Source organism: Variovorax sp. YR266 (assembly GCF_900107295.1).
GTDB lineage: Bacteria > Pseudomonadota > Gammaproteobacteria > Burkholderiales > Burkholderiaceae_C > Variovorax.
In genome coordinates, this window is the sequence record NZ_FNPM01000011.1 from 163,306 (window position 1) to 190,126 (window position 26,821).

Annotated in this window: 25 protein-coding genes; 20 read left to right on the plus strand and 5 right to left on the minus strand. The window is 66.1% G+C overall.

The features are described 5' to 3' along the window. Positions 1–888 carry a LysR family transcriptional regulator gene (locus BLW48_RS26155; protein ID WP_093178349.1) on the minus strand — a complete coding sequence of 296 codons (888 nt, stop codon included), beginning with the start codon at positions 886–888 and terminating at the stop codon, positions 1–3. 114 nt (positions 889–1,002) lie between these two features. Here BLW48_RS26155 and BLW48_RS26160 point away from each other — a divergent pair, with 114 nt between their 5' ends. The 12 genes from BLW48_RS26160 (at position 1,003) to BLW48_RS26215 (ending at position 13,844) form a co-directional block, all read left to right on the plus strand. After that, the gene (locus BLW48_RS26160) at positions 1,003–1,761 is read left to right on the plus strand and encodes an SDR family oxidoreductase (RefSeq protein WP_093057291.1); all 759 of its coding nucleotides are present in this window, start codon (positions 1,003–1,005) and stop codon (positions 1,759–1,761) included. 145 nt (positions 1,762–1,906) lie between these two features. Beyond that, a complete protein-coding gene (locus BLW48_RS26165) occupies positions 1,907–2,593 on the plus strand; it encodes a TetR/AcrR family transcriptional regulator (RefSeq protein WP_093057292.1) in 687 nt (228 codons plus the stop codon). A gap of 75 nt (positions 2,594–2,668) precedes the next feature. Continuing rightward, a complete protein-coding gene (locus BLW48_RS26170) occupies positions 2,669–4,465 on the plus strand; it encodes an acyl-CoA dehydrogenase C-terminal domain-containing protein (RefSeq protein WP_093057293.1) in 1,797 nt (598 codons plus the stop codon). A 43-nt stretch (positions 4,466–4,508) separates the two neighbouring features. Further along, the gene (locus BLW48_RS26175) at positions 4,509–4,943 is read left to right on the plus strand and encodes a DUF2147 domain-containing protein (RefSeq protein WP_093057294.1); all 435 of its coding nucleotides are present in this window, start codon (positions 4,509–4,511) and stop codon (positions 4,941–4,943) included. Between the two features lie 39 nt (positions 4,944–4,982). After that, entirely contained in the window at positions 4,983–7,382 is a 2,400-nt protein-coding gene (locus BLW48_RS26180) for a 3-hydroxyacyl-CoA dehydrogenase/enoyl-CoA hydratase family protein (RefSeq protein ID WP_093178351.1), read from the plus strand. 11 nt (positions 7,383–7,393) lie between these two features. Further along, complete coding sequence (locus tag BLW48_RS26185) at positions 7,394–8,593, plus strand: acetyl-CoA C-acyltransferase (RefSeq protein WP_093057296.1); 1,200 nt, start codon at positions 7,394–7,396, stop codon at positions 8,591–8,593. 13 nt (positions 8,594–8,606) lie between these two features. Beyond that, positions 8,607–9,518 carry an alpha/beta hydrolase family protein gene (locus BLW48_RS26190; RefSeq protein ID WP_093178352.1) on the plus strand — a complete coding sequence of 304 codons (912 nt, stop codon included), beginning with the start codon at positions 8,607–8,609 and terminating at the stop codon, positions 9,516–9,518. Positions 9,519–9,547: 29 nt separating this feature from the next. Then, positions 9,548–10,384, plus strand: coding sequence for an acyl-CoA thioesterase (locus BLW48_RS26195; RefSeq protein WP_093178354.1), 837 nt, complete (start codon positions 9,548–9,550; stop codon positions 10,382–10,384). A gap of 6 nt (positions 10,385–10,390) precedes the next feature. Then, complete coding sequence (locus BLW48_RS26200; RefSeq protein WP_093057299.1) at positions 10,391–11,140, plus strand: SDR family oxidoreductase; 750 nt, start codon at positions 10,391–10,393, stop codon at positions 11,138–11,140. A gap of 17 nt (positions 11,141–11,157) precedes the next feature. Beyond that, entirely contained in the window at positions 11,158–11,751 is a 594-nt protein-coding gene (locus BLW48_RS26205; protein ID WP_093178355.1) for a 2-hydroxychromene-2-carboxylate isomerase, read from the plus strand. A 38-nt stretch (positions 11,752–11,789) separates the two neighbouring features. Beyond that, positions 11,790–12,554: an enoyl-CoA hydratase gene (locus BLW48_RS26210; protein WP_093057301.1), complete on the plus strand. Its 765-nt coding sequence runs from the start codon at positions 11,790–11,792 to the stop codon at positions 12,552–12,554. 183 nt (positions 12,555–12,737) lie between these two features. Continuing rightward, a complete protein-coding gene (locus BLW48_RS26215; RefSeq protein WP_093079425.1) occupies positions 12,738–13,844 on the plus strand; it encodes an ABC transporter substrate-binding protein in 1,107 nt (368 codons plus the stop codon). Positions 13,845–13,859: 15 nt separating this feature from the next. Here BLW48_RS26215 and BLW48_RS26220 read toward each other — a convergent pair whose 3' ends face one another. Continuing rightward, entirely contained in the window at positions 13,860–14,285 is a 426-nt protein-coding gene (locus BLW48_RS26220; protein WP_093057333.1) for an acyl-CoA thioesterase, read from the minus strand. A gap of 41 nt (positions 14,286–14,326) precedes the next feature. Here BLW48_RS26220 and BLW48_RS26225 point away from each other — a divergent pair, with 41 nt between their 5' ends. Both BLW48_RS26225 and BLW48_RS26230 read left to right on the plus strand, forming a co-directional pair. Beyond that, complete coding sequence (locus tag BLW48_RS26225) at positions 14,327–16,159, plus strand: ABCB family ABC transporter ATP-binding protein/permease (protein WP_093178357.1); 1,833 nt, start codon at positions 14,327–14,329, stop codon at positions 16,157–16,159. A gap of 42 nt (positions 16,160–16,201) precedes the next feature. Further along, entirely contained in the window at positions 16,202–17,140 is a 939-nt protein-coding gene (locus tag BLW48_RS26230) for a 2-hydroxyacid dehydrogenase (protein WP_093057303.1), read from the plus strand. Positions 17,141–17,144: 4 nt separating this feature from the next. On the opposite strand, the gene BLW48_RS26235 is transcribed toward BLW48_RS26230, so the two are convergent. Then, positions 17,145–18,587 carry an amidase gene (locus tag BLW48_RS26235; protein ID WP_093178358.1) on the minus strand — a complete coding sequence of 481 codons (1,443 nt, stop codon included), beginning with the start codon at positions 18,585–18,587 and terminating at the stop codon, positions 17,145–17,147. A 61-nt stretch (positions 18,588–18,648) separates the two neighbouring features. Here BLW48_RS26235 and BLW48_RS26240 point away from each other — a divergent pair, with 61 nt between their 5' ends. The 6 genes from BLW48_RS26240 to BLW48_RS26265 all read left to right on the plus strand — a co-directional run bounded on the left by BLW48_RS26240 (position 18,649) and on the right by BLW48_RS26265 (position 24,649). Next, positions 18,649–19,638, plus strand: a complete 990-nt coding sequence (locus BLW48_RS26240) for a LysR substrate-binding domain-containing protein (RefSeq protein ID WP_093057305.1) — start codon at positions 18,649–18,651, stop codon at positions 19,636–19,638. A gap of 174 nt (positions 19,639–19,812) precedes the next feature. After that, positions 19,813–21,279: an aspartate ammonia-lyase gene (locus BLW48_RS26245; RefSeq protein ID WP_093057306.1), complete on the plus strand. Its 1,467-nt coding sequence runs from the start codon at positions 19,813–19,815 to the stop codon at positions 21,277–21,279. Positions 21,280–21,447: 168 nt separating this feature from the next. Then, positions 21,448–22,347: an amino acid ABC transporter substrate-binding protein gene (locus tag BLW48_RS26250; protein ID WP_093057307.1), complete on the plus strand. Its 900-nt coding sequence runs from the start codon at positions 21,448–21,450 to the stop codon at positions 22,345–22,347. 98 nt (positions 22,348–22,445) lie between these two features. Next, complete coding sequence (locus BLW48_RS26255; RefSeq protein WP_093057308.1) at positions 22,446–23,177, plus strand: amino acid ABC transporter permease; 732 nt, start codon at positions 22,446–22,448, stop codon at positions 23,175–23,177. Position 23,178: 1 nt separating this feature from the next. Continuing rightward, a complete protein-coding gene (locus BLW48_RS26260; RefSeq protein WP_093057309.1) occupies positions 23,179–23,868 on the plus strand; it encodes an amino acid ABC transporter permease in 690 nt (229 codons plus the stop codon). 43 nt (positions 23,869–23,911) lie between these two features. After that, positions 23,912–24,649 (plus strand): amino acid ABC transporter ATP-binding protein, encoded by a 738-nt coding sequence (locus tag BLW48_RS26265; protein WP_093057334.1) that lies wholly within the window; start codon positions 23,912–23,914, stop codon positions 24,647–24,649. Between the two features lie 57 nt (positions 24,650–24,706). On the opposite strand, the gene BLW48_RS26270 is transcribed toward BLW48_RS26265, so the two are convergent. After that, positions 24,707–25,750, minus strand: coding sequence for an alpha/beta hydrolase family protein (locus tag BLW48_RS26270; RefSeq protein ID WP_093178360.1), 1,044 nt, complete (start codon positions 25,748–25,750; stop codon positions 24,707–24,709). A gap of 129 nt (positions 25,751–25,879) precedes the next feature. Next, positions 25,880–26,695: a class I SAM-dependent methyltransferase gene (locus tag BLW48_RS26275; protein WP_093178361.1), complete on the minus strand. Its 816-nt coding sequence runs from the start codon at positions 26,693–26,695 to the stop codon at positions 25,880–25,882. Between the last annotated feature and the right edge of the window lie 126 nt (positions 26,696–26,821).

Below are 26,821 nucleotides of genomic sequence, written 5' to 3' on the forward strand. Positions count from 1 at the left end.
TCAGCGCAGCACGCGGATCAACTCGTCGTACACCAGCCGCACGCGCGCCGGCACAGGCGCCCGTTGCGAGCGGTAGACATAAATCGGCCACGGCTCGGGCGCCTCGGCCTCCAGCACCGACACCAGCGCGCCGCGCTCGATCCAGGGCTCGGCCAGCGAGCCGATCAACTGGGCGAAGCCCAGGCCTGCGAGCACCGCGGCGCACTCGGTGTCGAAGTCGTCGGTGACGAAGGCCGGCGAGCTCACGGCCAGCTGGCGCCCCTTGCGGAACATCATCGGCCAGGGACGGCCCGACTTGCGGTCGATCAATGCGGTGAGCGGCAGCGAGGCCAGCGCCTCGATCTTCTTCGGCACGCCGGTACGCGCGATCAGCGAGGGCGCGGCCACCACGTGCAGCGCCATCCGGCCGACCGGCCGCGCGACGAAGCGGGCATCGCGCAGCGGGCCCACGCGCACGCCGATGTCGATCTGCTCGCCGACCACGTCGGCATGCGACTCCGAGACGCGCAGGTCGAGCACCAGGCCCGGGTGCGCGGCGAGCATCGGCGCCAGCGCCTGCGGAATGAGCTGGCGCCCGAAGATGCCCGGCGCCGTGACCCGCACCGTGCCCTCGTGCTGCGACAGTGCGCGGCGGTCGGTGCGATGGAAGAGTTCGTCGACTCCGCTCAGGGCGGTGCGCGCCCGCTCCGAGAGCTGCCGACCGAAGTCGGTGAGCTGCACGCCGCGCGTGCTGCGGTGGAAGAGGGGCTCGCCGAGCTCGTCTTCGAGCTCGCGCACCGCGCGCGTGATCACCTGCGGTGACACCGAAAGCCGCGCCGCCGCGTCGCGGAAGTTGGCGGCATCGGCGGCGGCGCAGAACACGCGCAGGGCTTCGAGACGATTGGACATGGTGTTGAGAGTTCCTTTCTGAGGAATTCTGAAGTCGCCAGAGTTTCATTTACGGGAACATGTGGATTTTCCACACTGGAGGCACTTCTTCCACACACCCGAAAGGAATTTCCCATGACATCCGTTCAAGACAACATCAAGGGCAAGGTCGCCATCGTCACCGGCGCGAGCAGCGGGCTCGGCGAATCGACGGCGCGCCACCTGGCTGCGCGCGGCGCAAAAGTGGTGCTCGCGGCCCGCCGCACCGACCGGCTCGACAAGGTCGTCGCCGAGATCCGCGAAGCCGGCGGCGAGGCCATCGCCGTGGCCACCGACGTGGCCAAGCGCGCCGACCTCGACAAGCTCGCAGCCGCCACCGTCGAGGCCTTCGGCCGCATCGACGTGCTGGTCAACAACGCGGGCGTGATGCCGCTGTCGCCTCTCGACAAGCTCAAGGTCGACGAGTGGGACCGCACCATCGACGTCAACATCAAGGGCGTGCTCTACGGTATTGCCGCCGTGCTGCCGCGCATGCAGGCGCAAGGCAGCGGGCACATCGTCAACGTCGCATCCATTGCCGGGCTGAAGGTGTTCACGCCCATCGGCACCGTCTACAGCGCAACCAAGCACGCGGTGCGCGCCATCTCCGAAGGCCTGCGCGTGGAAGTGGGCAACAGCGGCGTGCGCGTGACCATCGTGTCGCCCGGCGCGGTCGAATCGGAGCTGAAGTTCGGCAGCAGCGATGCAGAGTCCGCTGCGGGTGTGAAGGCGTTCTACGACGCCAACCAGATCCCGTCGGATTCGGTGGCGCGCGCCATCGTCTACGCGGTGGAGCAGCCGGCGAACGTGGACATCAACGAAGTCGTGCTGCGGCCGGTGTCGCAGGAATTCTGAAGAGAGCTTCCGAGGGGTAGGGATGGGGCCGATTGCGCCCCGTCCCGCATCAATTAACCTTCAATACCTGAAGGTTTCTTGCGGGCGAAAGTGGTAAAGCCCTGCAAAATAGAACGACCGTTCGTTTTTGCATGGAAATTCCACGATGACCGCAGCAGCCGTTCCCGCCAAGCCCGTTCGCGCCGCCCAGAAGGGCCAGCAGACCAAGGCCGTCATCGTCGACGCCGCGCTGGCGCTAGCCGCGCAGATCGGGCTCGAGGGCCTGTCGATCGGTGCGGTGGCTGAAATCACCAAGATGAGCAAGTCGGGCGTGTTCGCCCACTTCGGCTCGCGCGAAGAACTGCAGATCTCGGTGGTGCGTGAATACCACGCACGCTTCGAGCAGGAAGTGTTCTTCCCCGCCCTGAAGGCGCCGCGCGGCCTGCCGCGCCTGCGCGCCATGTTCGCCAACTGGATGAAGCGCACCTCGACCGAAATCGACTCGGGCTGCATCTACATCAGCGGCGCTTCCGAATTCGACGACCGCCCAGGCCCGGTGCGCGATGCGCTGGTCGAGTCGGTCAGCATCTGGCAGGCGGCAGTGCTGCGCGCCATCGTGCAGTCGCAGAGCGAAGGCCATCTGCGCGCCGACGCCGACGAGCGCCAGGTGGCGTTCGAGATTCACGGCCTGATCCTCGCGCTGCACTACGAAGCGCGCTTCCTGCAGGTGCCCGGCTCCATCGGCCGCGCCAACGTCGGCTTCGACAACATCCTCGCGCGCAGCGCCACGCCCGATGCGCCCAAGGCCGACACGGCCGCGCCGGCCGGCCGCCGCCTCAAGACCGTGCGCTGAAGAAGCGCGCGGCCTGCCCCGTTTTCGTTTTCCCCTTTTTCTTTTTCTATCTAGCTTCGACCAGGAGAGTTCCGGATGCCTACCTACAACCCACCCGTGCGCGACATGCAGTTCGTGCTGCACGAAGTGCTCAACGTCGCCGAGGAACTCAAGGCGCTTCCGGCACATGCCGAGACCGATGCCGACACCATCAACGCGGTGATCGAAGAGGCCGGCAAATTCGCAGCCGAAGTGACCTTCCCGCTCAACATCAGCGGCGATGAAGAGGGCTGCACGCTCGACAAGACCACGCATGAAGTGAAGACGCCCAAGGGCTTCAAGGACGCCTACGCCAAGTACATCGAAGGCGGCTGGCCCGCGCTGTCGTGCGACCCGGCCTTCGGCGGCCAGGGCCTGCCGTTCGTGGTGAACCAGTGCCTGTTCGAGATGCTCAACAGCGCCAACCAGGCCTGGACCATGTACCCCGGCCTCTCGCACGGCGCGTACGAGGCGCTGGCGGCCCACGGCACCGACGAGCAGAAGAAGACCTACCTGCCCAAGCTCACCAGCGGCGAATGGACCGGCACCATGTGTCTGACCGAACCCCATTGCGGCACCGACCTCGGCCTGCTGCGCACCAAGGCCGAGCCGCAGGCGGACGGCACCTACCGCATCAGCGGCAGCAAGATCTTCATCTCGGCCGGCGAGCACGACATGACGAGCAACATCATTCACCTGGTGCTGGCCCGCCTGCCTGACGCGCCCAAGGGCAGCAAGGGCATCAGCCTGTTCGTGGTGCCGAAGTTCAAGGTCAAGGCCGACGGTTCGCTCGGCGAGCGCAACCCGATCTTCTGCGCCGGCCTGGAGCACAAGATGGGCATTCACGGCAACGCCACCGCGCAGATCGTGATCGAAGGCGCCACCGGCACGCTGGTGGGCGAGCCCAACAAGGGCCTGGCCGCGATGTTCGTGATGATGAACGCCGCGCGCCTGGGCGTGGGCAACCAGTCGCTGGGCCTGACCGAAGTGGCCTACCAGAACGCGCTGGCCTATGCCAAGGACCGCATCCAGATGCGTTCGCTCTCCGGCGTGAAGGCCAAGGACAAGGAAGCCGACCCCATCATCGTGCACCCCGACGTGCGCAAGATGCTGCTCACCGCCAAGGCCTATGCCGAAGGCGGCCGCGCGCTGCAAATTTTCTGCACGCTGCTGCTCGACAAGGAGCACAACCACCCCGACGAAAAGGTGCGCAAGGACTCCGGCGAACTGGTCGCGCTGCTGACCCCCATCGTCAAGGCCTTCATCACCGACAACGGCCACGTTGCGACCAACGCCTGCATGCAGGTGTTCGGCGGCCACGGCTTCATCAAGGAATGGGGCATGGAGCAGTTCGTGCGCGACAACCGCATCAACATGATCTATGAAGGCACCAACACCATCCAGTCGCTGGACCTGCTGGGCCGCAAGGTGCTGGGCAACAACGGTGCTTCGCTGAAGAAGTTCGGCAAGCTGGTTGCGAAGCTGGTGGAAGAAGAAGGCGTCAACGAGAAGATGGCCGAGTTCATCAACCCCATCGCGGGCCTGGGCGACCAGCTCACCAAGTTCACGACCGAGATCGGCTTCAAGGGCTTCCAGAACCCCGACGAAGTGGGCGCCGCCGCCGTCGACTACCTGCGCGTGGCTGGCCACTTCGTGTTCGGCTACCTGTTCGCCCGCATGGCGCAAGTGGCCCTGCGCGAAATCGCCGCCGGCAACACCGACCCGTTCTACGTCGCCAAGCTGCAGACCGCGCGCTTCTACTTCGCCAAGTTGTTCCCCGAGACCGCGACGCTGATGCGCACCGCGCGCGCCGGCAGCAAGGTGCTGATGGACACCGACGCGGCACTGGCCTGAAGCAAGCCCTTTGCCTTTTCCTTCACTTCGCCGGGAGACACGCATGAAGAAAACATTCGCCGCCGTTCTGTTCGCCGTCACCGCAGCCTCGGCCATGGCCCAGGTCACGCCGGTCGGCCTGTGGCGCAACGTTGACGACAAGACCGGTGAGGTCAAGGCCGAGATCCGCATCGATGAAACCAACGGTGCGCTGCTCGGCCGCATCGAAAAGGCACTGGGCAAGGACGCCAAGCCCGGCGCCACCTGCGACGAATGCAGCGACGACCGCAAGGGCAAGCCCATGGTGGGCCTGGACATCATCCGCGGCGGCAAGAAGGCCGAAGGCAAGGAAGTCTGGGAAGGCGGCAAGATCCTCGACCCCGAGAACGGCAAGGAATACCGCGCGAGCTACACGCCCGTCGACGGCGGCAAGAAGCTCGAAGTGCGCGGCTACCTGGGCCCCTTCTGGCGTACCCAAACCTGGAACCGCGTGCAGTAACAAGCCTGCGCGCAACCAATCCAAGAAATACCAAGCAACATGTCCCGATTTCAAGTGAAGAAGGTCGCCGTGCTCGGCGCCGGCGTGATGGGCGCGCAGATTGCGGCCCACCTCGTCAACGTGCGCGTGCCTGTCGTGCTGTTCGACCTGGCCGCAAAAGAAGGCCCGAAGAACGGCATCGTCACGCGCGCCATCGACAACCTCAAGAAGCTCAAGCCCGCGCCGCTCGGCGACGTGGCCGATGCGGGCCTGATCGAACAGGCCAACTACGAAGACGACCTTGCCAAGCTCGGCGAGTGCGACCTCATCATCGAAGCCATTGCCGAGCGCATGGACTGGAAGCTCGATCTGTACAAGAAGATCGCGCCCCACGTTGCCAAGCATTCGATCCTGGCCTCGAACACCTCGGGCCTGTCGATCACCAAGCTCAGCGAGGCACTGCCCGAAGCGCTGAAGCCGCGCTTCTGCGGCATTCACTTCTTCAACCCGCCGCGCTACATGTTCCTGGTGGAGCTGATCAACACGCCCACCACGCAGCCGCAGGTGCTCGACGACCTCGAAGCCTTCGTCACCAGCACGCTCGGCAAGGGCGTGGTGCGCGCGCACGACACGCCCAACTTCATCGCCAACCGCGTCGGCATCGCCGGCATGCTGGCCACGCTGAAGGAAGTCGAGAAGTTCGGCTTGACGCCCGATGTGGTGGACGACCTCACCGGCAAGAAGCTGGGCCGCGCGAGCTCCGGCACCTTCCGCACCGCCGACGTGGTGGGCCTCGACACGATGGCCCACGTCGTGAAGACGCTGCAGGACAACCTCAACGTAGAGACCGATCCGTTCTATGCCAACTTCGCGACGCCGCCGGTGCTCGCCAAGCTGCTGGAGCTGGGCAACCTGGGCCAGAAGGCCAAGGCCGGCTTCTTCAAGAAGGTCGGCCGCGACATCCTGCGCTTCGACCTGAAGAGCGGCGAGTACGTGCCCGCCGGCGCCAAGGCTGACGAGGTGTATGGCCGCATGCTGAAGAAGCCCGCGGGCGAACGCCTGAAGCTGCTGCGCGAGAGCGAAGGACCGCAGGGCCAGTTCCTCTGGGCGATCCTGCGCGACGGCTTCCACTACGCCGCCGTGCACCTGGGCGACATCGCCGAGAGCGCACGCGACATCGACTTCGCCATGCGCTGGGGCTTCGGCATGAAGCAGGGCCCGTTCGAGCTGTGGCAAGAGGCCGGCTGGGCGCAGGTCGCCAAGTGGGTGCAGGAAGACATCGACGCAGGCAAGGCGCTCAGCAGCGCGCCGCTGCCCAAGTGGGTGTTCGAAGGTCCGGTGGCCGAGGCTGGCGGCGTGCACACGCCCGAAGGCTCGTGGAGCGCATCGCAGAACAAATTCGTGCCGCAGCGCAGGCTGCCGGTGCATGACCGCCAGCTGTTCCCCGAGAGCGTGCTCGGCGCGAACGCAGCCGATGCCAACACGGCCGGCACCACCATCAGCGACGAAGGCGACGTGCGCGTGTGGACGCTCGATGGCGAAGTGCTCATCGCCAGCATCCATTCGAAGATGCACGCCATCAGTCCCGACGTGGCCGAGGCGCTTGGCGCCGCGGTCGAGCTGGCTGAGGCCGAATACAAGGGCCTTGTGATCTGGTCGCCCGACGAGGTGTTCTCGGTCGGCGCCGACCTGCAGGCGATGCTGCCGGCCTTCGTGGTCGCAGGCATCGGCGCGGTCGAAGGCGCCGAGGAAGAGCTGCAGAACGTGATGCTCAAGATCCGCTACGCCAGCGTGCCGGTGATTTCGGCCGTGCGCGGCATGGCGCTGGGCGGCGGCTGCGAGCTGGCCGTGCATTCGGCCAAGCGCGTGGCTGCAATGGAAAGCTACATCGGCCTGGTCGAAGTCGGCGTGGGCCTGATCCCCGGCGCCGGCGGCCTGACCTACATCGCGCGTCGTGCTGCGGAGAACGCAGCGGCCTCCACGGGTAGCGACCTGCTGCCGTTCCTCACCGAAGGCTTCACTGCTGCGGCGATGGCGAAGGTCGGCACCGGCGCGCTCGATTCGAAGAAGCTGGGCTACCTGCTCGACAGCGACGTGATCGTGCCGAACAAGGACGAGCTGCTGTACGTGGCGCTGCAGCAGGCCAAGGCCATGGCCGACGCCGGCTACCGCGCACCACTGCGCCGCACCTTCCGCGTGGCGGGCCGCAGCGGCGCCGCGACCATCAAGGGCCAGCTCGTGAACATGCGCGACGGCGGCTTCATCAGCGCGCACGACTTCCACATTGCCAGCCTGATCGCGAACGTGGTCACCGGCGGCGACGTGGACGCGGGCTCGCTCGTGACCGAGGAATACCTGATGACGCTGGAACGCAAGGCGTTCTGCTCGCTCATCGTGCATCCCAAGACGCAGGAGCGGATCATGGGGATGCTCAGCACCGGCAAGCCAGTGCGCAACTAAGGACAGATTTCATGAGCAAGCAAGTACAAGACGCCTACATCGTCTCCGCCACCCGCACCCCCATCGGCAAGTCGCACCGCGGCTACTTCCGCAACTACCGTCCTGACGACCTGCTGGCCACCACGCTGCGCGCTGCGCTGGCTGCCGTGCCCAGCCTCGACCCGAAGGCCATCGAAGACATCATCTGCGGCTGCGCGATTCCCGAATCGCAGCAGGGCCTGAACGTCGCGCGCATCGGCGCGGTGCTGGCAGGCCTGCCGACCAGTGTCGGCGGCATCACCGTCAACCGCTTCTGCGCTTCGGGCCTGTCGGCCGTGCAGATGGCGGCCGACCGCATCCGCGTTGGCGAGGCCGACGTGATGATCGCAGCCGGTGTCGAAAGCATGAGCATGGTGCCGATGATGGGCAACTCGCCCTCGCTGTCGCCCTCGATCTTCGAGCGCGAAGGCGACGTGGGCATTGCCTATGGCATGGGCCTCACGGCCGAGAAGGTCGCGCAGCAGTGGAAGGTGAGCCGCGAGGCGCAGGACGAGTTCGCGCTCGCCTCGCACCAGAAGGCACTGGCCGCGCAGAAGGCCGGCAAGTTCGCCGACGAGATCACGCCCATCGAAGTGACCGACCGCACGCCGAACCTGGAGACCGGCGAGTCGATTGCCAAGACCCGCACCGTGAACCTCGACGAAGGCGCGCGCCCCGACACCAGCATCGAAGGCCTCGCCAAGCTGCGCACCGTGTTCGCCGCGCGCGGCACCGTCACGGCCGGCAACAGCTCGCAGACCTCGGACGGCGCGGGCGCGCTGATCCTGGCGAGCGAGAAGGCCGTGAAGCAGTACGGCCTCACGCCGCTCGCACGCTTCGTGAGCTTCGCCAGCAAGGGCGTGCCGCCGCACATCATGGGCATCGGCCCGATCGAGGCGATTCCGGCCGCGCTGCGCTATGCCGGCCTGAAGCACGAGGACATCGACTGGTTCGAGCTGAACGAAGCCTTTGCCGCGCAGTCGCTGGCGGTCATCAACACGCTGGGGCTCGATCCGTCGAAGGTCAACCCGATGGGCGGCGCGATTGCGCTGGGCCACCCGCTCGGCGCCACCGGTGCCATTCGCTCGGCGACCGTGGTGCACGCGCTGCGCCGCGAGAACCTGAAGTACGGCATGGTCACGATGTGCGTGGGCATGGGCCAGGGCGCTGCCGGGATCTTTGAGCGCGTCTGAACCGCGCAGCCCCATGCAGGCGCAGCAGCTTCCGGTCGACGGCGGCGCACAGCAACTGGCGGTGCGCCGCTACGAGCCCGCCGGCGCACCGCGCGCCAGCATCGTGATCGGCGGCGCAATGGGCGTGCGCCAGTCGTTCTACGAACCCTTCGCGCAGTGGCTTGCAGAACAGCAGGGCTTGCGCGTCTGGACCTTCGACTACCGGGGCTCGGGCGATTCGCGCGGCGATGCGTCGCTGCGCGGCTTCAAGGCCGACCTGTTCGACTGGGCGCGCGACTATGAAGCGGTGATCGATGCCGCCAAGGCCGCACTGCCCGACCAGCCGCTCTACCTGCTGGGTCACAGCCTTGGCGCGCAGTTGCCGGGCTTCCTGCAGCGCCCGGAACAAGTCGACGGCCTCGTCAGCATCGCGGCCGGCAGCGGCTACTGGCGCGAGAACGCGCCGAAGCTCAGGCGCAGCATCCTCTACTTCTGGTTCGTGCTCGTGCCGCTGGTCACGCGACTGTTCGGCTACTTTCCGGGACGCAAGCTGAAGAAGGTTGGCGACCTGCCGCGCGGCGTGATCCTGCAATGGCGGCGCTGGTGCCTCAACCCGCGCTACAGCGTGGGTGCCGAGGGCGAGCTTGCATCGCAGAGCTACGGACGCGTGCGCTTCCCCGTGCTCGCGCTGTCGATCACCGACGACGAACTCATGACGCTCGCCGGCACCGAAAGCCTGGTGAGCTTCTATGCCGGCGCGCCGAGCGCGGTCGAGCGCATCGCGCCGGCGGACGTGCAGGCCCGGCGCATCGGCCACTTCGGCTTCTTCCGCGAGCAGTTCAGCCAGAGCCTGTGGCCGAGCACGGTCGACAAGCTGCACCGGCTGGCTGCGTTGACCGAACGTACTGCGGTGCAGCACGCCAACGTCCCGCACACGACTGCGTGACGCCATCCTCCGGAGGCACACTGCCGATCATGACGAGCACGCAGCACCCCTTCGACAAAGCCCTGACGATCCACCACAGCGACATCCGCGTGGGGCACTTCACCGGCATGACCAGCCCCGACTACTGGAACATGGTCGGGCCCTTCGGCGGCACCACTGCGGCCCTTGCGCTGCAGTCGGTGATGCAGCACCCCGACGTGCTGGGCACGCCCATCGCGCTCACCGTCAACTACGCGGCGGCGATCGAAGCCGGCGCGTTCGACATCCAGGCCACTGCCGTGCGCACCAACCGCTCGACGCAGCACTGGACGGTGCAGATCACGCAGGCCGGCCCCAGCGGTGCGCCCAACATGACGACCACCGCCACCGTGGTGACGGCCGCGCGCCGCGACACCTGGGGCGAGAGCGACATGCCGATGCCCGAGGCGCCAAGGCCCGAGACGGTCGACCGCATGAGCATCGGCCCGTCCGGCGTGGCGTGGATCAACCAGTACGAGATGCGCCCCTTCAGCGGTGGCATTCCCGCGAAGTGGGACGAGAGCCTGCACCACAGCGAAACCCGCATCTGGCTGCGCGACGCACAGCCACGGCCGCTCGACTTTGCCTCGCTCGCCGCGATGAGCGACATGTTCTATCCGCGCGTGTGGCTGCGCCGCGCGAAGCACGTGCCCGCGGGCACGGTGTCGATCACCACCTACTTCCACGTCGGGCCGGCGCAGCTGGCCGAGGTCGGCACGGGCTATCTCCTGGGCCGCGCGGCGGGGCAGCAGTTCTTCAACGGCTTCTTCGACCAGGCGGCGCATCTGTGGAGCGAGAAGGGCGTGCTGCTGGCCACCTCGAACCAGATCGTCTACTACAAGGAATAAAGAGACATGACTACTCCGCAAAAAGCCGCACTCATCGTCGGCGCCGGTGACGCCACCGGCGGCGCCATTGCCCGCCGCTTCGCGCGCGAAGGTTTTGCCACCTGCGTCACGCGCCGCAGTCTCGACAAGCTGCAGCCGCTGGTAGCGCAGATCGAGGCCGACGGCGGCCGTGCGCACGCCTTCGCCTGTGATGCGCGCAAGGAAGAAGAAGTGGTCGCGCTTGTCGAGCAGATCGAGTCGACCATCGGGCCGATCGAGGTGATGGTGTTCAACATCGGCGCCAACGTGCCCGAGAGCATCCTGAACGAGACCGCACGCAAGTACTTCAAGGTGTGGGAGATGGCCTGCTTCTCGGGCTTTCTCAATGGACGCGAAGTGGCGAAGCGGATGGTGGCGCGCGAACTGCCGAAGGGTGGGCATCGCGGCACGATCATCTTCACGGGCGCGACGGCATCACTGCGTGGAGCGGCCAACTTCGGCGCTTTTTCGGGCGCGAAGATGGCGCTGCGTGCGCTCGCGCAGTCAATGGCACGCGAGCTGGGGCCACAGGGCATTCACGTTGCGCACGTTGTGGTCGATGGAGCCATCGACACTGAATTCATCCGCAGCAATTTCCCCGAGCGCTATGCGTTGAAGGAGAGCGACGGCATCCTGAACCCGGAGCACATTGCCGACAGCTACTGGATGCTGCATTCGCAGCCTCGTGACGCGTGGACGCACGAACTCGACCTGCGGCCCTGGTCCGAGAAATTCTGAGAGAAGGAGACAACCCCATGGCGAAATCCGTCGACTTCTATTTCGACTTCGGCAGCCCCGCCGCCTACCTGGCGGCAACGCAGTTGCCGCACATCTGCGCCGACACAGGCGCCGAGCTGGTGTGGAAACCCATGCTGCTGGGCGGCGTGTTCCAGGCCACCGGCAATCATTCGCCCGCCGAGATCAAGCCCAAGGGCCCGTACATGACGACCGATCTGAAGCGCTTTGCCAAGCGCTACGGCGTGCCCTTCGTGCACAACCCCCACTTCCCGATCAACACGCTGCTGCTGATGCGCGGCGCCACGGGCGTCCAGATGAAGGAGCCGGCGCGTTTCGATGCGTACGTCGATGCGGTTTTCCACGCGATGTGGGTCGATCCGAAGAACCTCAACGACCCGGCAACCGTCGGTGCCGTCTTGCAAAATGCGGGCTTCGACGCCGCGGGTCTGCTTGCGCTGGCCGGTGCTCAGGAAACCAAGGACCGCCTCAAGGCCGTCACGCAGGAAGCCGTGGAGCGCGGCGTGTTCGGCGCTCCCACCATGTTCGTCGGCAGCGAGATGTTCTGGGGGCAAGACCGCCTCGATTTCGTCCGCGAAGCCCTTTGCGCCTGACCGCGGCGCCAATCTTTTTCATCCAAGGACTACCACCCATGAGCGACATCCTCGTCCACACCGAAGCCGGTGTGATGACCATCACCTTCAACCGCGTCGACAAGAAGAACTCCATCACCAGCGCTATGTATGCCGAGCTGGCCGACGCGCTGGCTACAGCCGAAAGCGAAGCAGCCGTGCGCTGCGTGCTGATCCAGGGTGACCCGACGATCTTCAGCGCAGGCAACGACATCGGCGACTTCCTCAACGGCCCGCCGTCGACGGAAGAGTCGCCGGTGTTCCGCTTCCTGCGCGGCATCGCGACCTTCCCCAAGCCGATCGTCGCGGCCGTGTGCGGCCCGGCTGTGGGCATCGGCACCACGATGCTGTTCCATTGCGACCTCGTCTACGCGGGTGACAACGCCGCCTTCTCGATGCCCTTCGTGAACCTGGGCCTGTGCCCAGAGGCTGCATCGAGCCTGCTGGTGCCGCAGATGCTGGGCTACCACCGCGCGGCTGAGGCGCTGCTGCTCGGCGAACCCTTCATGGCGGAGGCCGCGCTCGAAGTGGGCCTGGTCAACCGCGTGGTGCCTCCGACCGAAGCGAACGCCATCGCGCAGACGCAGGCTCGCAAGCTGGCCGCCAAGCCGCTGAGTGCGCTGGTGGAAACCAAGCGTCTGCTGAAGAAGGCGCAGATGCCCGCCGTGCTCGAACGCATGGGCGAGGAGGGCGCGAGCTTCGGTCGCATGCTGCGCGAGCCGGCGGCACGCGAAGCTTTCGGTGCTTTCATGGAGAAACGCAAGCCGGACTTCTCCAAGGTCTGATGCGTTTTCGGGGCTCGCACGCGTAAACTGGCCGCCGTGCAAGTTTCAGAGACAAGAACGCTCACAACGCCCGGCCAGTGGGTGAATGATGCTACTGAAAAAGTAGCAATCGACCTCACGCGCCGGCGTACTTTCGGCTTGCTGGCGGGTGCCTTGGCAGCGCCTTCGCTGGCCTTGGCGCGTGTGCGACCGCTACGCATCGGCGTCATCGGCTCATGGTCCGGCCCTTACGCGGGCGGCGGGCGGCAGTTCGACGCCGGCATGGCCGTCTGGCTGGCGGCGCACAACCAGAACATCGCTGGCCGGCCGGTCGAGCTACTGCGGCGCGATGTACCCGGCAGCGCGCCCGAGCAGGCACGCCGCCATGCGCAAGACCTCGTCGAAAGCGAGCGCGTCGACATGCTGGCGGGCCTGGATTTCAGCTCCAACGCCTACGCCGTCGGCACCGTCGCCACGCAGGCCAGGCTGCCCCTGGTGGTGATGAATGCGGCCTCTTCGGGCATCACGGCGCGCTGCCCGTTCGCGGTGCGGGTGTCCTTCACCATCGGCCAGGTCACGCTGCCGCTGGCGCGATGGGCGCTCCAGCAGGGGTTGCGCGACGTCTGCACCGTGGTGGCCGACTACGCCTCGGGCGTCGATGCCGAAAGCGCCTTTGTCTCTGGCATCACCGCGGGCGGCGGCCGCGTCGGCGCGATGCTGCGGGTGCCGCTGAACACGCTCGACTACTCGGCCTACATGCTGCGGCTGCGCGAACTCAAGCCGCAGGCGGTGTTCTTCTTCCTGCCCTCGGGGCAGATGCCGGCCACCTTCCTCAAGTTCTGGCGCGACCGCGGCATGGCCGACACGGGCATCCGCCTGCTGGCCACCGGCGACGCCACCGACGACCACTACCTCGAAGGCATCGGAGAGCTGGCCGATGGCCTCGTAACCAGCCACCACTATTCGTTCGCCCACGAATCGCCGGCCAACCGCCGCTTCACGGGCATCTTCGAGACGGAGTACGGCAGCCATCTGCGCCCGGGGTATTTCGCGGTCGCGGCCCACGATGCGCTTGCCGCCATCGATGCAGCGATGAGCTCGCCCGTGGCGCGCGGCGGCGTGGTCGGGGAGCGGCTGGTGGATGCGTTCCGGGGCGTGAAGCTCGACAGCCCGCGCGGCCCGGTAGAGATTGACGCCCACACCCGGGACATCGTGCAGACCGTGTACATCCGCCGCGTCGAGCGGCGCGACGGGCGCTGGGTCAACCGCGAATTCGAACGCTTCGAGCGCGTGCGCGACCCGGGCGTCTGAGCCCGGGGGCGTTGCTCAGGGCTGCTGTTCGATGGGCCGTGGGCGGCCGTTGTCGTCGATGGCCACGTAGGTGAAGGTCGCCTGCGTCACCTTGATGTATTCGCCCTGCGCCCGGAAGCGCTCGGCAAACACCTCGACCGTCACCGTGACCGAGGTGCGCCCGATGCGCACCAGCTTCGAATAGAACGACAGGATGTCGCCCAGCCGCACCGGCTGCTTGAAGATGAATTCGTTGACAGCCACCGTGGCCTGGCGGCCCTTGGCGTAGCGCGCGGGGATCACCGAGCCGGCCAGGTCGCACTGCGCCATGACCCAGCCGCCGAAGATGTCGCCGTTGGCGTTGCAGTCCGCCGGCATCGGAATGACCTTGAGCACCAGCTCCATGTCGGTGGGCAGGCTCTTGAGGATGGCGGCAGCGGCAGCGCTGGAAGTATCTGACATGGGCACAATCTGGAACAAACAAGCAACCACGATTGTCTCCCATGCGCCGCAGCGGCGAAGCCCTTCCCCCCTCCCACTCCGTCTCCGGCCACCCGCCGGAGCGCAGCGACCGTTCCGACTGGGCGACGCTGCGCCGCCTGTTTCCCTATCTCTGGCAGTACAAGTGGCGGGTGGCCGCGGCGCTGGCCTTCATGGTGGGCGCCAAGGTGGCCAACGTCGGCGTGCCGGTGCTGCTGAAGAACCTGGTCGACACGATGACGCCCAAGCCGGACATGGCGCAGGCGCTGCTCATCGTGCCCATCGGCCTGCTGCTGGCTTACGGCCTGCTGCGCTTCTCGACCTCGCTGTTCGGCGAACTGCGCGAGCTGATCTTCGCCAAGGCCACCGAAGGCACGGCCCGGCAGATCGCGCTGGAGGTGTTCCGTCACCTGCACGCGCTGAGCCTGCGTTTCCACCTGGAGCGCCAGACCGGCGGCATGACGCGCGACATCGAGCGCGGCACGCGCGGCGTGCACTCGCTCATCTCGATGTCGCTCTACAGCATCGTGCCGACCATCATCGAGCTGGTGCTGGTGCTCACCATCCTGGGCGTGAAGTTCGATTCGCTGTTCGTCTGGATCACGGCGGCGGCGCTGGTGCTGTACATCACCTTCACCGTGACGGTGACCGAGTGGCGCACGCAGTTCCGCAAGACCATGAACGAGCTCGACTCGGTGGCGCAGAGCCGCGCGGTCGATTCGCTGCTGAACTACGAAACCGTCAAGTACTTCAACAACGAAGACTTCGAGGCCGGCCGCTATGACGCCAGCCTCGACCGCTACCGTAAGGCCGCCATCAAGAGCCAGCGCACGCTGAGCATGCTCAACACCGGGCAGCAACTTCTGATTGCAGTGAGCCTGGTGCTGATGCTGTGGCGCGCCACCTCGGGCGTGGTCGAAGGGCGCATGACGCTGGGCGACCTGGTGATGGTCAACGCCTTCATGATCCAGCTCTACATTCCGCTGAACTTCCTGGGCGTGATCTACCGCGAGATCAAGCAGAGCCTGACCGACCTCGACAAGATGTTCGTGCTGATGGAAAAAGAGCGCGAGGTGCGCGATGCGCCGGGCGCGCAGCCGCTGGCCGGCGCCGACGCCACCGTGCGCTTCGAGGACGTGAGCTTTGCCTACGAGGCCGCGCGCCCGATCCTCAAGCACGTGAGCTTCGAGATTCCCGCCGGCAAGACGGTGGCGGTGGTCGGGCCCTCGGGCTCGGGCAAGTCCACGCTGGCACGGCTCTTGTACCGCTTCTACGACGTGCAGCACGGCCGCATCACCATCGGCGGGGAAGACATCCGCGAAGTGACCCAGTCAAGCGTGCGCCGCGCCATCGGCATCGTCCCGCAGGACACGGTGCTGTTCAACGACACGGTCGAATACAACATCGCCTACGGCCGCCCGGGGGCGAGCCGCGAAGAAGTGGAGGCCGCCGCACGCGCCGCGCGCATCCACGACTTCATTGCCGCCACGCCCAAGGGCTACGACACGACTGTGGGCGAGCGCGGCCTCAAGCTATCTGGCGGCGAGAAGCAGCGCGTGGCCATCGCGCGAACGCTGCTGAAGAACCCGCCGATCGTGATCTTCGATGAGGCCACCTCGGCGCTCGACTCGGCCAACGAGCGCGCCATCCAGTCCGAGCTGAAGAGCGCCGCGCAGGACAAGACCACGCTGGTCATCGCGCACCGCCTGTCGACGGTGGTCGACGCGCACGAGATCCTGGTGCTGGAGTCGGGCGTGATCGTCGAGCGCGGCACGCATGCCGAGCTGCTCGCGAAGCAGGGCCGCTACGCCCAGATGTGGGCTTTGCAGAAGAGCGAAGCAACTCCATTGATGTAGCGCGATCATCCATTCCTTTTTATCGATCTCAGGAGTTCAGACGTGTCGACCAAGATTCCCCTGCTGGTGCTCAGCGGCCTCTCGAGTGCCCACCAGGCCCAGATTGCCGAGGTCTATGACATGACCTACGCCTTCGACCCCGCCCTGCGCGCGGCCGCCATCGCCGAGCACGGCAAGAAGTTTCGCGCGGTGCTGACCATCGGCGTCATCGGCATCACGCCCGAGGAAATCGCGGCGATGCCGGCGCTGGAGCTGATCTGCTGCATGGGCGCGGGCTACGAAGGCGTGCCGCTCGAAGTGACGCGCGCTCGCGGCATCGCGACGGCCAACGGCGCAGGCACCAACGACGACTGCGTGGCCGATCACGCCTTCGGCCTGCTGATCAGCATCGTGCGCGAGTTCCGCAAGCTCGACCGGCTGTGCCGCGAAGGCGTGTGGCGCGAAGCCATTCCGCAGCCGCCGAACGTGTCGGGCAAGAAGCTGGGCATCCTGGGGCTGGGCACCATCGGCCAGAAGATCGCGAAGCGGGCGGCGGCCTTCGACATGGAGGTCGGCTATCACAACCGCAAGCCGCGCGAAGGCGCAACGCAGCGCTACTTCGACGACCTGAAGTCGCTGGCCGCGTGGGCCGACTTCCTGGTGCTGGCCGCACCGGGCGGGCCCGCGACCAAGCATCTGGTCAACGCCGAAGTGCTCGACGCGCTGGGGCCGCAGGGCTACCTGGTGAGCATCGGGCGCGGCAGCGTCGTTGACACCGAGGCGCTGGCGGCCGCATTGCGCGAGAACCGCATCGCCGGGGCCGGCGTCGACGTGTACGAGAGCGAGCCGAAGCGGCCCGAACCGCTGGTCGGCCTCGACAACGTGCTGCTGACGCCGCACATGGCCGGCTGGTCGCCCGAGGCGACGCAGAAGTCGGTCGACCATTTCCTCGCGAATGCCGAAGGGCACTTCGCGGGGCGCGGCGTGTTGACGCCGATCTGAGGCCTCAGCCCAATGCGGAGGGGCGGTGCGCCGCCCAGCCGCAGGCCTGGTCATAGGCATGCCCGAGCCGCAGCACGTCGAGGTCCGCATGAATCGGCCCCGCCAGCTGCAGCCCCATCGGCAGCCCGCCTTCGCCGAAGCCGGCGCGCACATTCAGCGTCGGCAGCCCGGCCAGCGTGAACGGCGTGACGATCTCCATCCAGCGGTGGTACGTGTCGCTCTTTACACCGTTCACCTCGGCAGGCCAGTGCAATTCGGCATCGAACGGAAACACCTGCGCGGTCGGTGCCAGCACGAAGTCGAAGCGCTCGAACAGCTTCAGGAACGCGCGGTACACGTTCGAGCGGTACACCGATGCCTGGTACAGCGAAGCCGCATCGAGGTGCCGGCTCTGCTCGATTTCCCATTGCGCCTCGGGCTTGAGCTGCCCGAACAGCTTCGGGTCGCTGAGGTAGGCACCGAGCTTGCCGCCCACCAGCAGTTGCCTCAACCGCAGCCACGCGCTCCAGTTGTGCTCGCGCGGTACGTCGAGCGTGCAGGGCTCGACCTCGCAGCCGATGGTGCGGAAGGTGCCGAGCGCCTTCTCACCGAGTTCGCGGATGCCGGGTGCCAGCGGCAGGTCGGGCCAGATGCTGCCGAGCCAGCCGATGCGCAGGCCCTTGCCGTCGCCGTCCAGCTGCAGCGCATCGGGCGAGGGCAGGGCGTGCGCTGACGACAGCGGCACGCGCGCATCGAAGCCCGCCTGCACGGCCAGCAGCCGCGCCGTGTCTTCCACCGTGCGCGCCATCGGGCCTTCGCAGCCCAGCTGCTGGAAAAACAGTTCCTCCTCCGGGTTGCCCGGCACACGCCCGCGCGATGGCCGCATGCCGATCACGTTGTTGAAGGCGGCCGGGTTGCGCAGCGATCCCATCATGTCGCTGCCGTCCGCCACGGGCAGCATGCCCAGGGCCAGCGCCACGGCGGCGCCGCCGCTGCTGCCGCCCGCGCTGCGCTCGGGCGCATAGGCGTTGCGCGTGATGCCGAACACCGTGTTGTAGGTGTGCGAGCCGAGCCCGAATTCGGGCGTGTTGGTCTTGCCGATGATGACTGCGCCGGCCGCCCTGGCGCGGGCCACGTGCAGGCTGTCGGTGCGCGCCGGCGAACGCGGCGACAGCGGCGAGCCCATCGAGGTCGGCAGACCGGCGGCATGGCTCAGGTCTTTCACTGCCAGCGGAAAGCCGTGCATCCAGCCGCGCCGTTCGCCGCGCGCCAGTTCGGCGTCGCGCTCGTCGGCCTCGGCCAGCAACTGCGCCGGATCGCGCAGCGACACGATGGCGTTGAAGCGCGGGTTCAGCGCCTCGATGCGGGCCAGCGAGGCCTGCATCACCTCGCGGCAGGACACGTCGCGCGCGGCGATGCGGCGGGAGAGTTCGGTGGCGCTGAGTTCGAGCAGGTCGGCTGAAGGCATGGCGAGTGCGGGAAAAGGAGGGGGCGCCCAGTATGGCGCGGCGCTCGCATAATCGCCGCGTATGGAAACCAAGTGGCTCGAAGACTTCATCAGTTTGGCGGAAACCCGCAGCTTCAGCCGCTCGGCTCAATTGAGGCATGTGACCCAGCCGGCGTTTTCCCGCCGCATCCAGGCGCTCGAAGGCTGGGCCGGCACTGACCTGGTCGACCGCAGCTCGTACCCCACACGGCTCACGCCAGCGGGCCAGACGCTCTACAGCCAGGCCATCGAGATGCTGCAATCGCTGCAGAGCACCCGCGCCATGCTGCGCGGGCACTCGGCCGCCGGGCAGGACGTGATCGAGATCGCCGTGCCGCACACGCTGGCCTTCACCTTCTTCCCCTCGTGGGTGACCAGCCTGCGCGAGCACTTCGGGCCGATCAAGAGCCGCCTCATCGCGCTCAACGTGCACGACGCGGTGCTGCGGCTGGTCGAAGGCAGCTGCGACCTGCTGATCGCCTACCACCACCCCTCGCAGCCGCTGCAGCTCGATGCCAACAAGTACGAGATGGTCAGCCTCGGCGAGGAAACCGTGGCCCCCTGGGTCAAGGCCGATGCCGAAGGCGCGCCGCGCTACCGGCTGCCGGGGCGTCCCGGCCAGCCGCTGCCCTACCTGGGCTATGCGCCCGGCGCCTACCTGGGCCGCGTGGTCGACCAGCTGCTGAAGGAGTCGGGCACTGCCATCCACCTCGACCGGGTCTACGAGACCGACATGGCCGAAGGTCTGAAGGTCATGGCGCTCGAAGGCCACGGCATCGCCTTCCTGCCGCAGAGTGCGGTGCGCAAGGAGATCAAGGCGCGCAAGCTCGTGAGCGCGCTGCCGCCCGAAATCGACAGCCTCGAGGCGACCATGGAAATCCGCGCCTACCGCGAGCGGCCCGGTGCGCCGGTGCCGGTCAAGGCCGGCGCCAGCCGTGCCGCCAGCAAGGCCGCGGCCGCTGACAGCCTGCAACCCAAACGCACCGCCGATGCGCTATGGTCTTACCTGGTCGGCACCCAGCCGCACCGCTGACAACGGAGATTTGTGCACCGCACAATCTATAAATGCCGCGCATAGGACTCCCCGCAAACGGCATTGGCGCCCCGAACCCGGCGCCTCTACAGTCGCGGCTGCTTTTAGTCGCTGTCACCGCAACATCTCCGGCACGCGCCCTGCGCGTGCTTTTTTTTAAGCCGAGGAACCTGTATGAGCCCCAATTTCAGGACTGAACACGACTTCCTCGGCGACAAGCAGATCCCTGCCGTCGCCTACTGGGGCGTGCACACGGCGCGTGCGGTCGAGAACTTCCCCATCTCCGGCACGCGCATCTCGGCCATGCCCGACCTGGTGCGAGCGCTGGCCTACGTGAAGAAGGCCGCCACCCGCGCCAATGCCGACCTCGGCGCCATCGACCGCGACCGCGCGGCGGCCATCATCCTGGCCTGCGAGGACATCATCGACGGCAAGCTGCTCGACGAGTTCGTGGTCGACGTCATTCAGGGCGGCGCGGGCACCTCGACCAACATGAACGCCAACGAGGTCATCTGCAACCTCGCGCTCGAAAAGCTGGGCCACGAGAAGGCGCGCTACGACGTGCTACACCCCAACGACCACGTCAACGCCTCGCAGAGCACCAACGACGTGTACCCCACGGCAGTGCGGCTGGCGCTGTGGTTCGCCATCGGCCGGCTGCTCGAATCGATGGCCACCCTGCGTCGCAGCTTCGAGGCCAAGGCGCTCGAGTTCAAGGACATCCTCAAGATCGGCCGCACCCAGCTGCAAGACGCGGTGCCGATGACGCTGGGCCAGGAGTTCCTGACCTACGCGATCATGATCGGGGAAGACGAGGCCCGCCTTGGCGAGGCCCGCGCGCTCATCGAAGAAATCAACCTCGGCGCCACCGCCATCGGCACCGGCATCAACGCGCCGCACGGCTACGCGAACCTGGCCTGCCAGTACCTCGCCGAGCAGACCGGCGTGCCGCTCAAGCAGGCCGCCAACCTCATCGAGGCCACGCAGGACACGGGCGCCTTCGTGCAGCTGTCGGGCGTGCTCAAGCGCGTGGCGACCAAGCTCAGCAAGACCTGCAACGACCTGCGCCTGCTGTCCAGCGGCCCGCAGGCCGGCTTCGGCGAAATCCGGCTGCCGGCGCGGCAGGCGGGCTCGTCGATCATGCCGGGCAAGGTCAATCCGGTGATCCCGGAAGTCATGAACCAGGTGGCCTTCGAGGTCATCGGCAACGACGTCACCGTGACGATGGCTTCGGAAGCCGGCCAGCTGCAGCTCAACGCCTTCGAGCCCATCATGGGCTGGAGCCTGTTCAAGAGCATCCAGCACCTGAGCCGGGCCTGCATCACGCTGCAGGTGAACTGCGTCGACGGCATCGAGGCCAACCGCGAGTTCCTTGCCAAGAGGGTGCGCGAATCGGTCACGCTGGTCACGGCGCTCAACCCGCTCATCGGCTACGAAAAGGCCGCGCTCATCGCCAAGACCGCGCTCGCCACCGGCGGGCCGATCGACCTGGTGGCCGAATCGCTGGGCATCATGACGCGCGCCGAGATGGAGGCCCTGCTCGTGCCCGAGAACCTGACGCAGCCGGTGCGCCTGTCGGCCGCACCGGTTCCGCCGGCTGCCGAGCCTTCGGGCCAGGCTTCGGGCATAAAGGCTGCTTAGTGAAAGTCGGACAATGCCAGGAGGCAGGATCGCACCAGGCTGGCGCTGCCATGCGCATGCCCGGTGCAGCGTGTGTGTGTATGCACCGGGTTGGTCCGGGTATCACGCAAAATGTAAATGTCTAGAATTTAGTTGTATCTGTTTCAGTCACCCTCAGGAGTTTTCCGTATGAAAAAACAAGTATTGGCATTGGCAGTCGCGGCACTGGCCGCTGGCGGCGCGATGGCGCAAGCCAATGACACGCTGGCCAAGATCAAGGCTTCCGGTGTCATCACCGAAGGCGTGCGTGAATCGTCGGGCCTGTCGTACACACTGGGCAATGGCCAATACACGGGCTTCCACTACGACGTCTGCGCCAACATCATCAAGGACCTCGAGAAGGCCGCCGGCAAGAAGCTCGAAGTCAAGTACCAGCCCGTGACCTCGCAGAACCGCATTCCGCTCGTGCAGAACGGCACCGTGGACATCGAGTGCGGCTCGACCACCAACAACGCCACCCGCCAGAAGGACGTGGCTTTCGGCGTGACCACCTACGTCGAAGAAACCAAGATCGTCGTCAAGGCCAACTCGGGCATCAACTCGCTGGCCGACCTGAAGGACAAGACGGTTGCAACCACCACCGGCACCACGCCGCTGCAGACCGTGCGCAAGCAAAAGCGCGCCGAGAACCTGACCTTCAAGGAGGTCTACGGCAAGGACCACTCCGACAGCTTCCTGCTGCTCGAAACCGGCCGCGCCGACGCCTTCGTGATGGACGGCTCGATCCTGGCTGCCCTGGCCGCCAAGTCGAAGTCGCCCAAGGACTACAAGATCCTGTCCGACGTGCTGGCCGTCGAGCCCATCGCCATCATGATCCGCAAGGACGACGCCGCCTTCAAGAAGGCCGTGGACGACAGCATCAAGGCACAGGCCAAGTCTGGCGAACTCGCCAAGCTGTACGACAAGTGGTTCCTCAAGCCGATTCCGCCCGCAGGCGTGACCATCGGCCTGCCGCTGGGCGAAGCCACCAAGAACGCTTGGGCCAACCCGAACGACAAGCCTGCTGAAGACTACGTCACCAAGGAATAAGCGCCGCGTCGCTGCGTGATGACGCCCACCTTTCGCGGTGGGCGTTTCTTTTCAAGGGACTGGTTTTCGAAGAGACGGTGAAGAAGGAGTAAACACAAATGGGCAACTGGGATTGGCAGGTATTCCTGCAAGACCCCGGGGGGGAATATCCGAGCTACCTTCAATGGATGCTCTCGGCGTGGGGCTGGACCGTGTCGGTCGCGCTGCTGGCGCTGATTGTGGCGCTGGTGCTGGGCTCGCTCATCGGCATCATCCGCACGCTGCCCGACAGCCCGTGGCTGGTGCGGCTGGGCAATGCCTGGGTCGAGCTGTTCCGCAACATTCCGCTGCTGGTGCAGATCTTCCTCTGGTACCACGTGATCCCGGCGCTCATCCCCGTCATGAAGGGCGTGCCGAGCTTCATCCTCGTGGTGCTGGCGCTGGGCTTCTTCACTTCCGCGCGTATCGCCGAGCAGGTGCGCTCTGGCATCCAGGCGCTGCCCAAGGGCCAGCGCTATGCGGGCATGGCGGTGGGCTTCACCACCGTGCAGTACTACCGCTACGTGATCCTGCCGATGGCCTACCGCATCATCATCCCGCCGCTCACGAGCGAGACGATGAACATCTTCAAGAACTCGTCCGTCGCGTTCGCCGTGTCGGTCACCGAACTCACCATGTTCGCCATGCAGGCGCAGGAAGAAACCTCGCGGGGCATCGAGGTCTACCTTGCGGTGACGGGCTGCTACGTGATCTCGGCCCTCATCATCAACCGCCTCATGGCATTCATCGAGAAGAAGACCCGCGTGCCGGGCTTCATCGTGTCTGCAAGCGCGGGCGGCGGAGGACACTGACATGATGAATCTCGACCTGTCCTTCTACAACTGGGACGTCATCAGCAACTTCGTCGTCAAGGGCTTCTACTTCAGCATCATGCTGACGATAGTCGCCACGATCGGCGGCGTGATCTTCGGCACGATCCTGGCGCTCATGCGCCTGTCGGGCAAGAAGTGGCTCGATGCGCCAGCGGCCATCTACGTCAACGGCATGCGAAGCATCCCGCTGGTGATGGTGATCCTGTGGTTCTTCCTGCTCGTGCCGGCGTCGTTCTATTCGCTGTTCGGTTCGGTCGGCTCCAACTACCGCTCCGAAATCTCGGCCGTGATCACCTTCGTGGCGTTCGAGGCCGCGTACTTCAGCGAGATCATGCGTGCCGGTATCCAGTCGATCCCGCGCGGCCAGGTGAATGCCGGCCAGGCCGTGGGCATGACCTACGGCCAGAACATGCGCCTGATCGTGCTGCCGCAGGCCTTTCGCAACATGCTGCCGGTGCTGCTCACGCAGACCATCATCCTGTTCCAGGATACGTCGCTGGTCTACGCCATCGGTGCCTACGACATGCTCAAGGGCTTCGAGACCGCGGGCAAGAACTTCGGCCGCCCGATCGAGGCCTACCTGCTCGCGGCCGTCGTGTACTTCGTCATGTGCTACGCCCTTTCTTGGCTGGTCAAGCGCCTGCACAAGAAGATCGCCATCATTCGCTGATTGTTTGAGTGGCTGAACCGGAGAGAAAGAAATGTCCGAAAAAATGATTGAAATCAAGAACGTATCCAAGTGGTATGGCCCGGTGCAGGTGCTCAACGATTGTTCGGTGAGCATTTCCAAGGGCGACGTGGTGGTGGTGTGCGGGCCTTCGGGCTCGGGCAAGTCCACTCTCATCAAGACCGTGAATGCGCTGGAGCCCTTCCAGAAGGGCGAGATCACCGTCAACGGCATTCCGCTGCACGACCCCAAGACCAACCTGCCCAAGCTGCGCTCCAAGGTCGGCATGGTGTTCCAGCACTTCGAGCTGTTCCCGCACCTGTCGGTGACCGAGAACCTCACGATCGCGCAGATCAAGGTGCTGGGCCGCACGCCCGATGAAGCCAAGACCCGTGGCCTGAAGATGCTCGACCGCGTGGGCCTGATGGCGCACAAGGACAAGTTCCCGGGCCAGCTCTCGGGCGGCCAGCAGCAACGCGTGGCCATTGCCCGTGCGCTGTCGATGGACCCGATCGTGATGCTGTTCGACGAACCCACCTCGGCACTCGACCCCGAGATGGTCGGCGAAGTGCTCGACGTGATGGTGAGCCTGGCCAAGGAAGGCATGACCATGATGGTGGTCACGCACGAAATGGCTTTCGCCCGCAAGGTCGCGAGCCGCGTGATCTTCATCGACGTGGGCGGCAAGATCCTGGAAGACTGCCCGAAGGACGAGTTCTTCAGCCACCCGGAAAACCGCCAGCCGCGCACCAAGGACTTCCTGAACAAGATCCTGCAGCACTGATTCGCTGCTGCCGCGCAAGAAAGTCAAAAGCCACGCTGTTCTGCAGCGTGGCTTTTTTCATTCGCGCTCGGGCAATGCCTTGTCGAAGAAGGCTGGAATCTCGAGGCCCAGCCGCGCCAGGAAGGCCTTTCGATCGAAGCCCGGCGGGTCGTTCCTGATGTCTCCGTCGTCGCTTGGAATGGCGCTGGCCGGGGTGTCCATGAACGCGAAATGCCAGGCGTTGGGAACCCGGTGGAGTTCGGCGCGGGGCATGTTCTGCGCAATCCATTCGGCGTGAAAACGCGGGACGAGGAACCGGTCCAGCTCCGCCTCATAGATCTGCGTCGGGATCCTGATCTCCGCCAGCGAAGACGCCGTGAAGACAACACCCGCCGGCGCCAGCAGCACGACTGCACGCACCCGCGGGTCGCGCAGCGAAGGCAGCACCGATGCTGATGCAGCAGGCGAGCCAGCCGTCGTTGGGGCGTTCCGGCCCACGCCGCAAAAAACCGGATCGGCCTCGCGCTCGCTCTCGCAGTGCCTGCGAATGCGCGACAGGTCGACCTGCCCACCCGCCAGTGCCAGCACGGTATAGCCGCCGGCCGAATGCCCCACCGCGCCAATGCGAAAGCCCTGGGCGTCGCTGGCGATGCGATCCTTCCACTGCGGGTCTTGCAGCAAGGCGTCGATCACGCGCGATACCTGCCGCGGCCGTTCGGTGAAGTAGACGCCGCCGCCTTTCTGCAGCAGCGACCCGTCCTGCCAGTTGTCGCCGGGATGGCGAAGGGCCGCGACCATGTAGCCGTCCCGCGCGAGGGCCTCGGCGAGGCTGCTGTGGCCCAGTTCGGTGCCGCCGATACCGTGGCTCAGCACGATCAATCCCTTGAACTTGTCCTCGGGCGGCGCCTGGATGGCCGCCTGTACCGTGAATGGACCCATGGCCGTCGTGCGCTCCGTCGCCTTCGTCGGGTAGTAGAGCGCGACCACCGTGGGTGCAGCGTCGGGCGTGTCGCCCGGAATGCGCAGCTGCCGCCAGCCGGCCTGGGCTGCCAGGAGCTGGAAGGACAGCAGCAGGCCCGAGGCAAGCAGCAGGGGCTGGCGAAAGAAGAAGGCAGTGCGCATCGCGGATCTCCATCACATGGTTATGGAGTGCGCATGGTTGCCGCGCCGCAGCGCAACTTCCATGCGAATGCGATGAAGTGCGCCAAAGGCGGCGCGAGATGACCGGATGAAGCGCGCGCCGGGACTCCGCTATCCGGCTGCCACGATCACATGTGCCTGAATCTTGCCGGCCACCGGGCCCTCTTTGCCATGGCGGCTGGCGATCGCCTCCGTTGCGCGCTCCGTAGCGAGCTGAAGCAGGCTGGCGTCGCGCGCCTCGATTTCATTGCGCAGCGGCGTTCCCTGGCAATAGGCGGTGGCAACGTCGCGTGCCGAGGGGGCGCGACTCAGCTTCTCGCGCGTCTCGATCCCGATGCTGGTGAACCCTGCGCGGCCCAGATCCTCGCGGATCAGTGCGGTGTCGTGATAGCCGTGCGGCGTGCGGGCGAGAAATCGCGGAGGGTCATGCGGAAACACCGTGGCGACGGCGTTCGTGACGTCGTCGGCAAAGGCGTTCTCTTCGATGCGGTCCCACACGCTGAAGACAAAGCGCCCGCCCGGCCTCAGCACGCGACGCGCCTCGGCATAGCCTGCGACCCGGTCGGGGAAAAACATCGCGCCGAACTGGCAGCAAACAACGTCGAACGATGCATCTTCGAACGGCAGGGCGAGCGCGTCCGCCTGCCGCCACTCGATACGGCCATCGGGCCCCTGCCGGGTGGCTGCATAGTCGAGCATGGGCTGGTTGAGGTCGGTTACCACATAGCGCGCGCCGGCGCCGAGTTTTGGCGCAAGCGCCCGCGTAACCACACCGCTGCCGGCCGCCGTTTCAAGCACCGAGCCGGGCGAGGAGGCCGCAACAAGTTCTGCCATGTCGGTGGCGTAGGCCTCGAAGATGAGGGGGACCATCAGCGTGTCGTAGAACTTCGGGATCGAGCCTGCGAACACCTTGTCGCTTTCAGCCATGAGACCTCCTCGAAAGCCCTGAAATGGCGCGTTTGCTCACCTATTCCAGAGCGGGCAGGCCTCCCCGACGAGTCCGCCGCCTAGCCGGGCATTGGCGACGGTGCACCATGGTGGCCCCGCATGCCA

Coding starts and splice junctions, on each gene's coding strand:
- BLW48_RS26170 (WP_093057293.1), top strand. CDS start 2,669: ATGCCTACCTACAACCCACCCGTGCGCGACATGCAGTTCGTGCTGCAC.
- BLW48_RS26265 (WP_093057334.1), top strand. CDS start 23,912: ATGATTGAAATCAAGAACGTATCCAAGTGGTATGGCCCGGTGCAGGTG.
- BLW48_RS26245 (WP_093057306.1), top strand. CDS start 19,813: ATGAGCCCCAATTTCAGGACTGAACACGACTTCCTCGGCGACAAGCAG.
- BLW48_RS26205 (WP_093178355.1), top strand. CDS start 11,158: ATGGCGAAATCCGTCGACTTCTATTTCGACTTCGGCAGCCCCGCCGCC.
- BLW48_RS26225 (WP_093178357.1), top strand. CDS start 14,327: ATGCGCCGCAGCGGCGAAGCCCTTCCCCCCTCCCACTCCGTCTCCGGC.
- BLW48_RS26185 (WP_093057296.1), top strand. CDS start 7,394: ATGAGCAAGCAAGTACAAGACGCCTACATCGTCTCCGCCACCCGCACC.
- BLW48_RS26195 (WP_093178354.1), top strand. CDS start 9,548: ATGACGAGCACGCAGCACCCCTTCGACAAAGCCCTGACGATCCACCAC.
- BLW48_RS26255 (WP_093057308.1), top strand. CDS start 22,446: ATGGGCAACTGGGATTGGCAGGTATTCCTGCAAGACCCCGGGGGGGAA.
- BLW48_RS26270 (WP_093178360.1), bottom strand. CDS start 25,750: ATGCGCACTGCCTTCTTCTTTCGCCAGCCCCTGCTGCTTGCCTCGGGC.
- BLW48_RS26260 (WP_093057309.1), top strand. CDS start 23,179: ATGATGAATCTCGACCTGTCCTTCTACAACTGGGACGTCATCAGCAAC.
- BLW48_RS26210 (WP_093057301.1), top strand. CDS start 11,790: ATGAGCGACATCCTCGTCCACACCGAAGCCGGTGTGATGACCATCACC.
- BLW48_RS26220 (WP_093057333.1), bottom strand. CDS start 14,285: ATGTCAGATACTTCCAGCGCTGCCGCTGCCGCCATCCTCAAGAGCCTG.
- BLW48_RS26275 (WP_093178361.1), bottom strand. CDS start 26,695: ATGGCTGAAAGCGACAAGGTGTTCGCAGGCTCGATCCCGAAGTTCTAC.
- BLW48_RS26190 (WP_093178352.1), top strand. CDS start 8,607: ATGCAGGCGCAGCAGCTTCCGGTCGACGGCGGCGCACAGCAACTGGCG.
- BLW48_RS26160 (WP_093057291.1), top strand. CDS start 1,003: ATGACATCCGTTCAAGACAACATCAAGGGCAAGGTCGCCATCGTCACC.
- BLW48_RS26235 (WP_093178358.1), bottom strand. CDS start 18,587: ATGCCTTCAGCCGACCTGCTCGAACTCAGCGCCACCGAACTCTCCCGC.
- BLW48_RS26155 (WP_093178349.1), bottom strand. CDS start 888: ATGTCCAATCGTCTCGAAGCCCTGCGCGTGTTCTGCGCCGCCGCCGAT.
- BLW48_RS26250 (WP_093057307.1), top strand. CDS start 21,448: ATGAAAAAACAAGTATTGGCATTGGCAGTCGCGGCACTGGCCGCTGGC.
- BLW48_RS26240 (WP_093057305.1), top strand. CDS start 18,649: ATGGAAACCAAGTGGCTCGAAGACTTCATCAGTTTGGCGGAAACCCGC.
- BLW48_RS26175 (WP_093057294.1), top strand. CDS start 4,509: ATGAAGAAAACATTCGCCGCCGTTCTGTTCGCCGTCACCGCAGCCTCG.
- BLW48_RS26165 (WP_093057292.1), top strand. CDS start 1,907: ATGACCGCAGCAGCCGTTCCCGCCAAGCCCGTTCGCGCCGCCCAGAAG.
- BLW48_RS26200 (WP_093057299.1), top strand. CDS start 10,391: ATGACTACTCCGCAAAAAGCCGCACTCATCGTCGGCGCCGGTGACGCC.
- BLW48_RS26180 (WP_093178351.1), top strand. CDS start 4,983: ATGTCCCGATTTCAAGTGAAGAAGGTCGCCGTGCTCGGCGCCGGCGTG.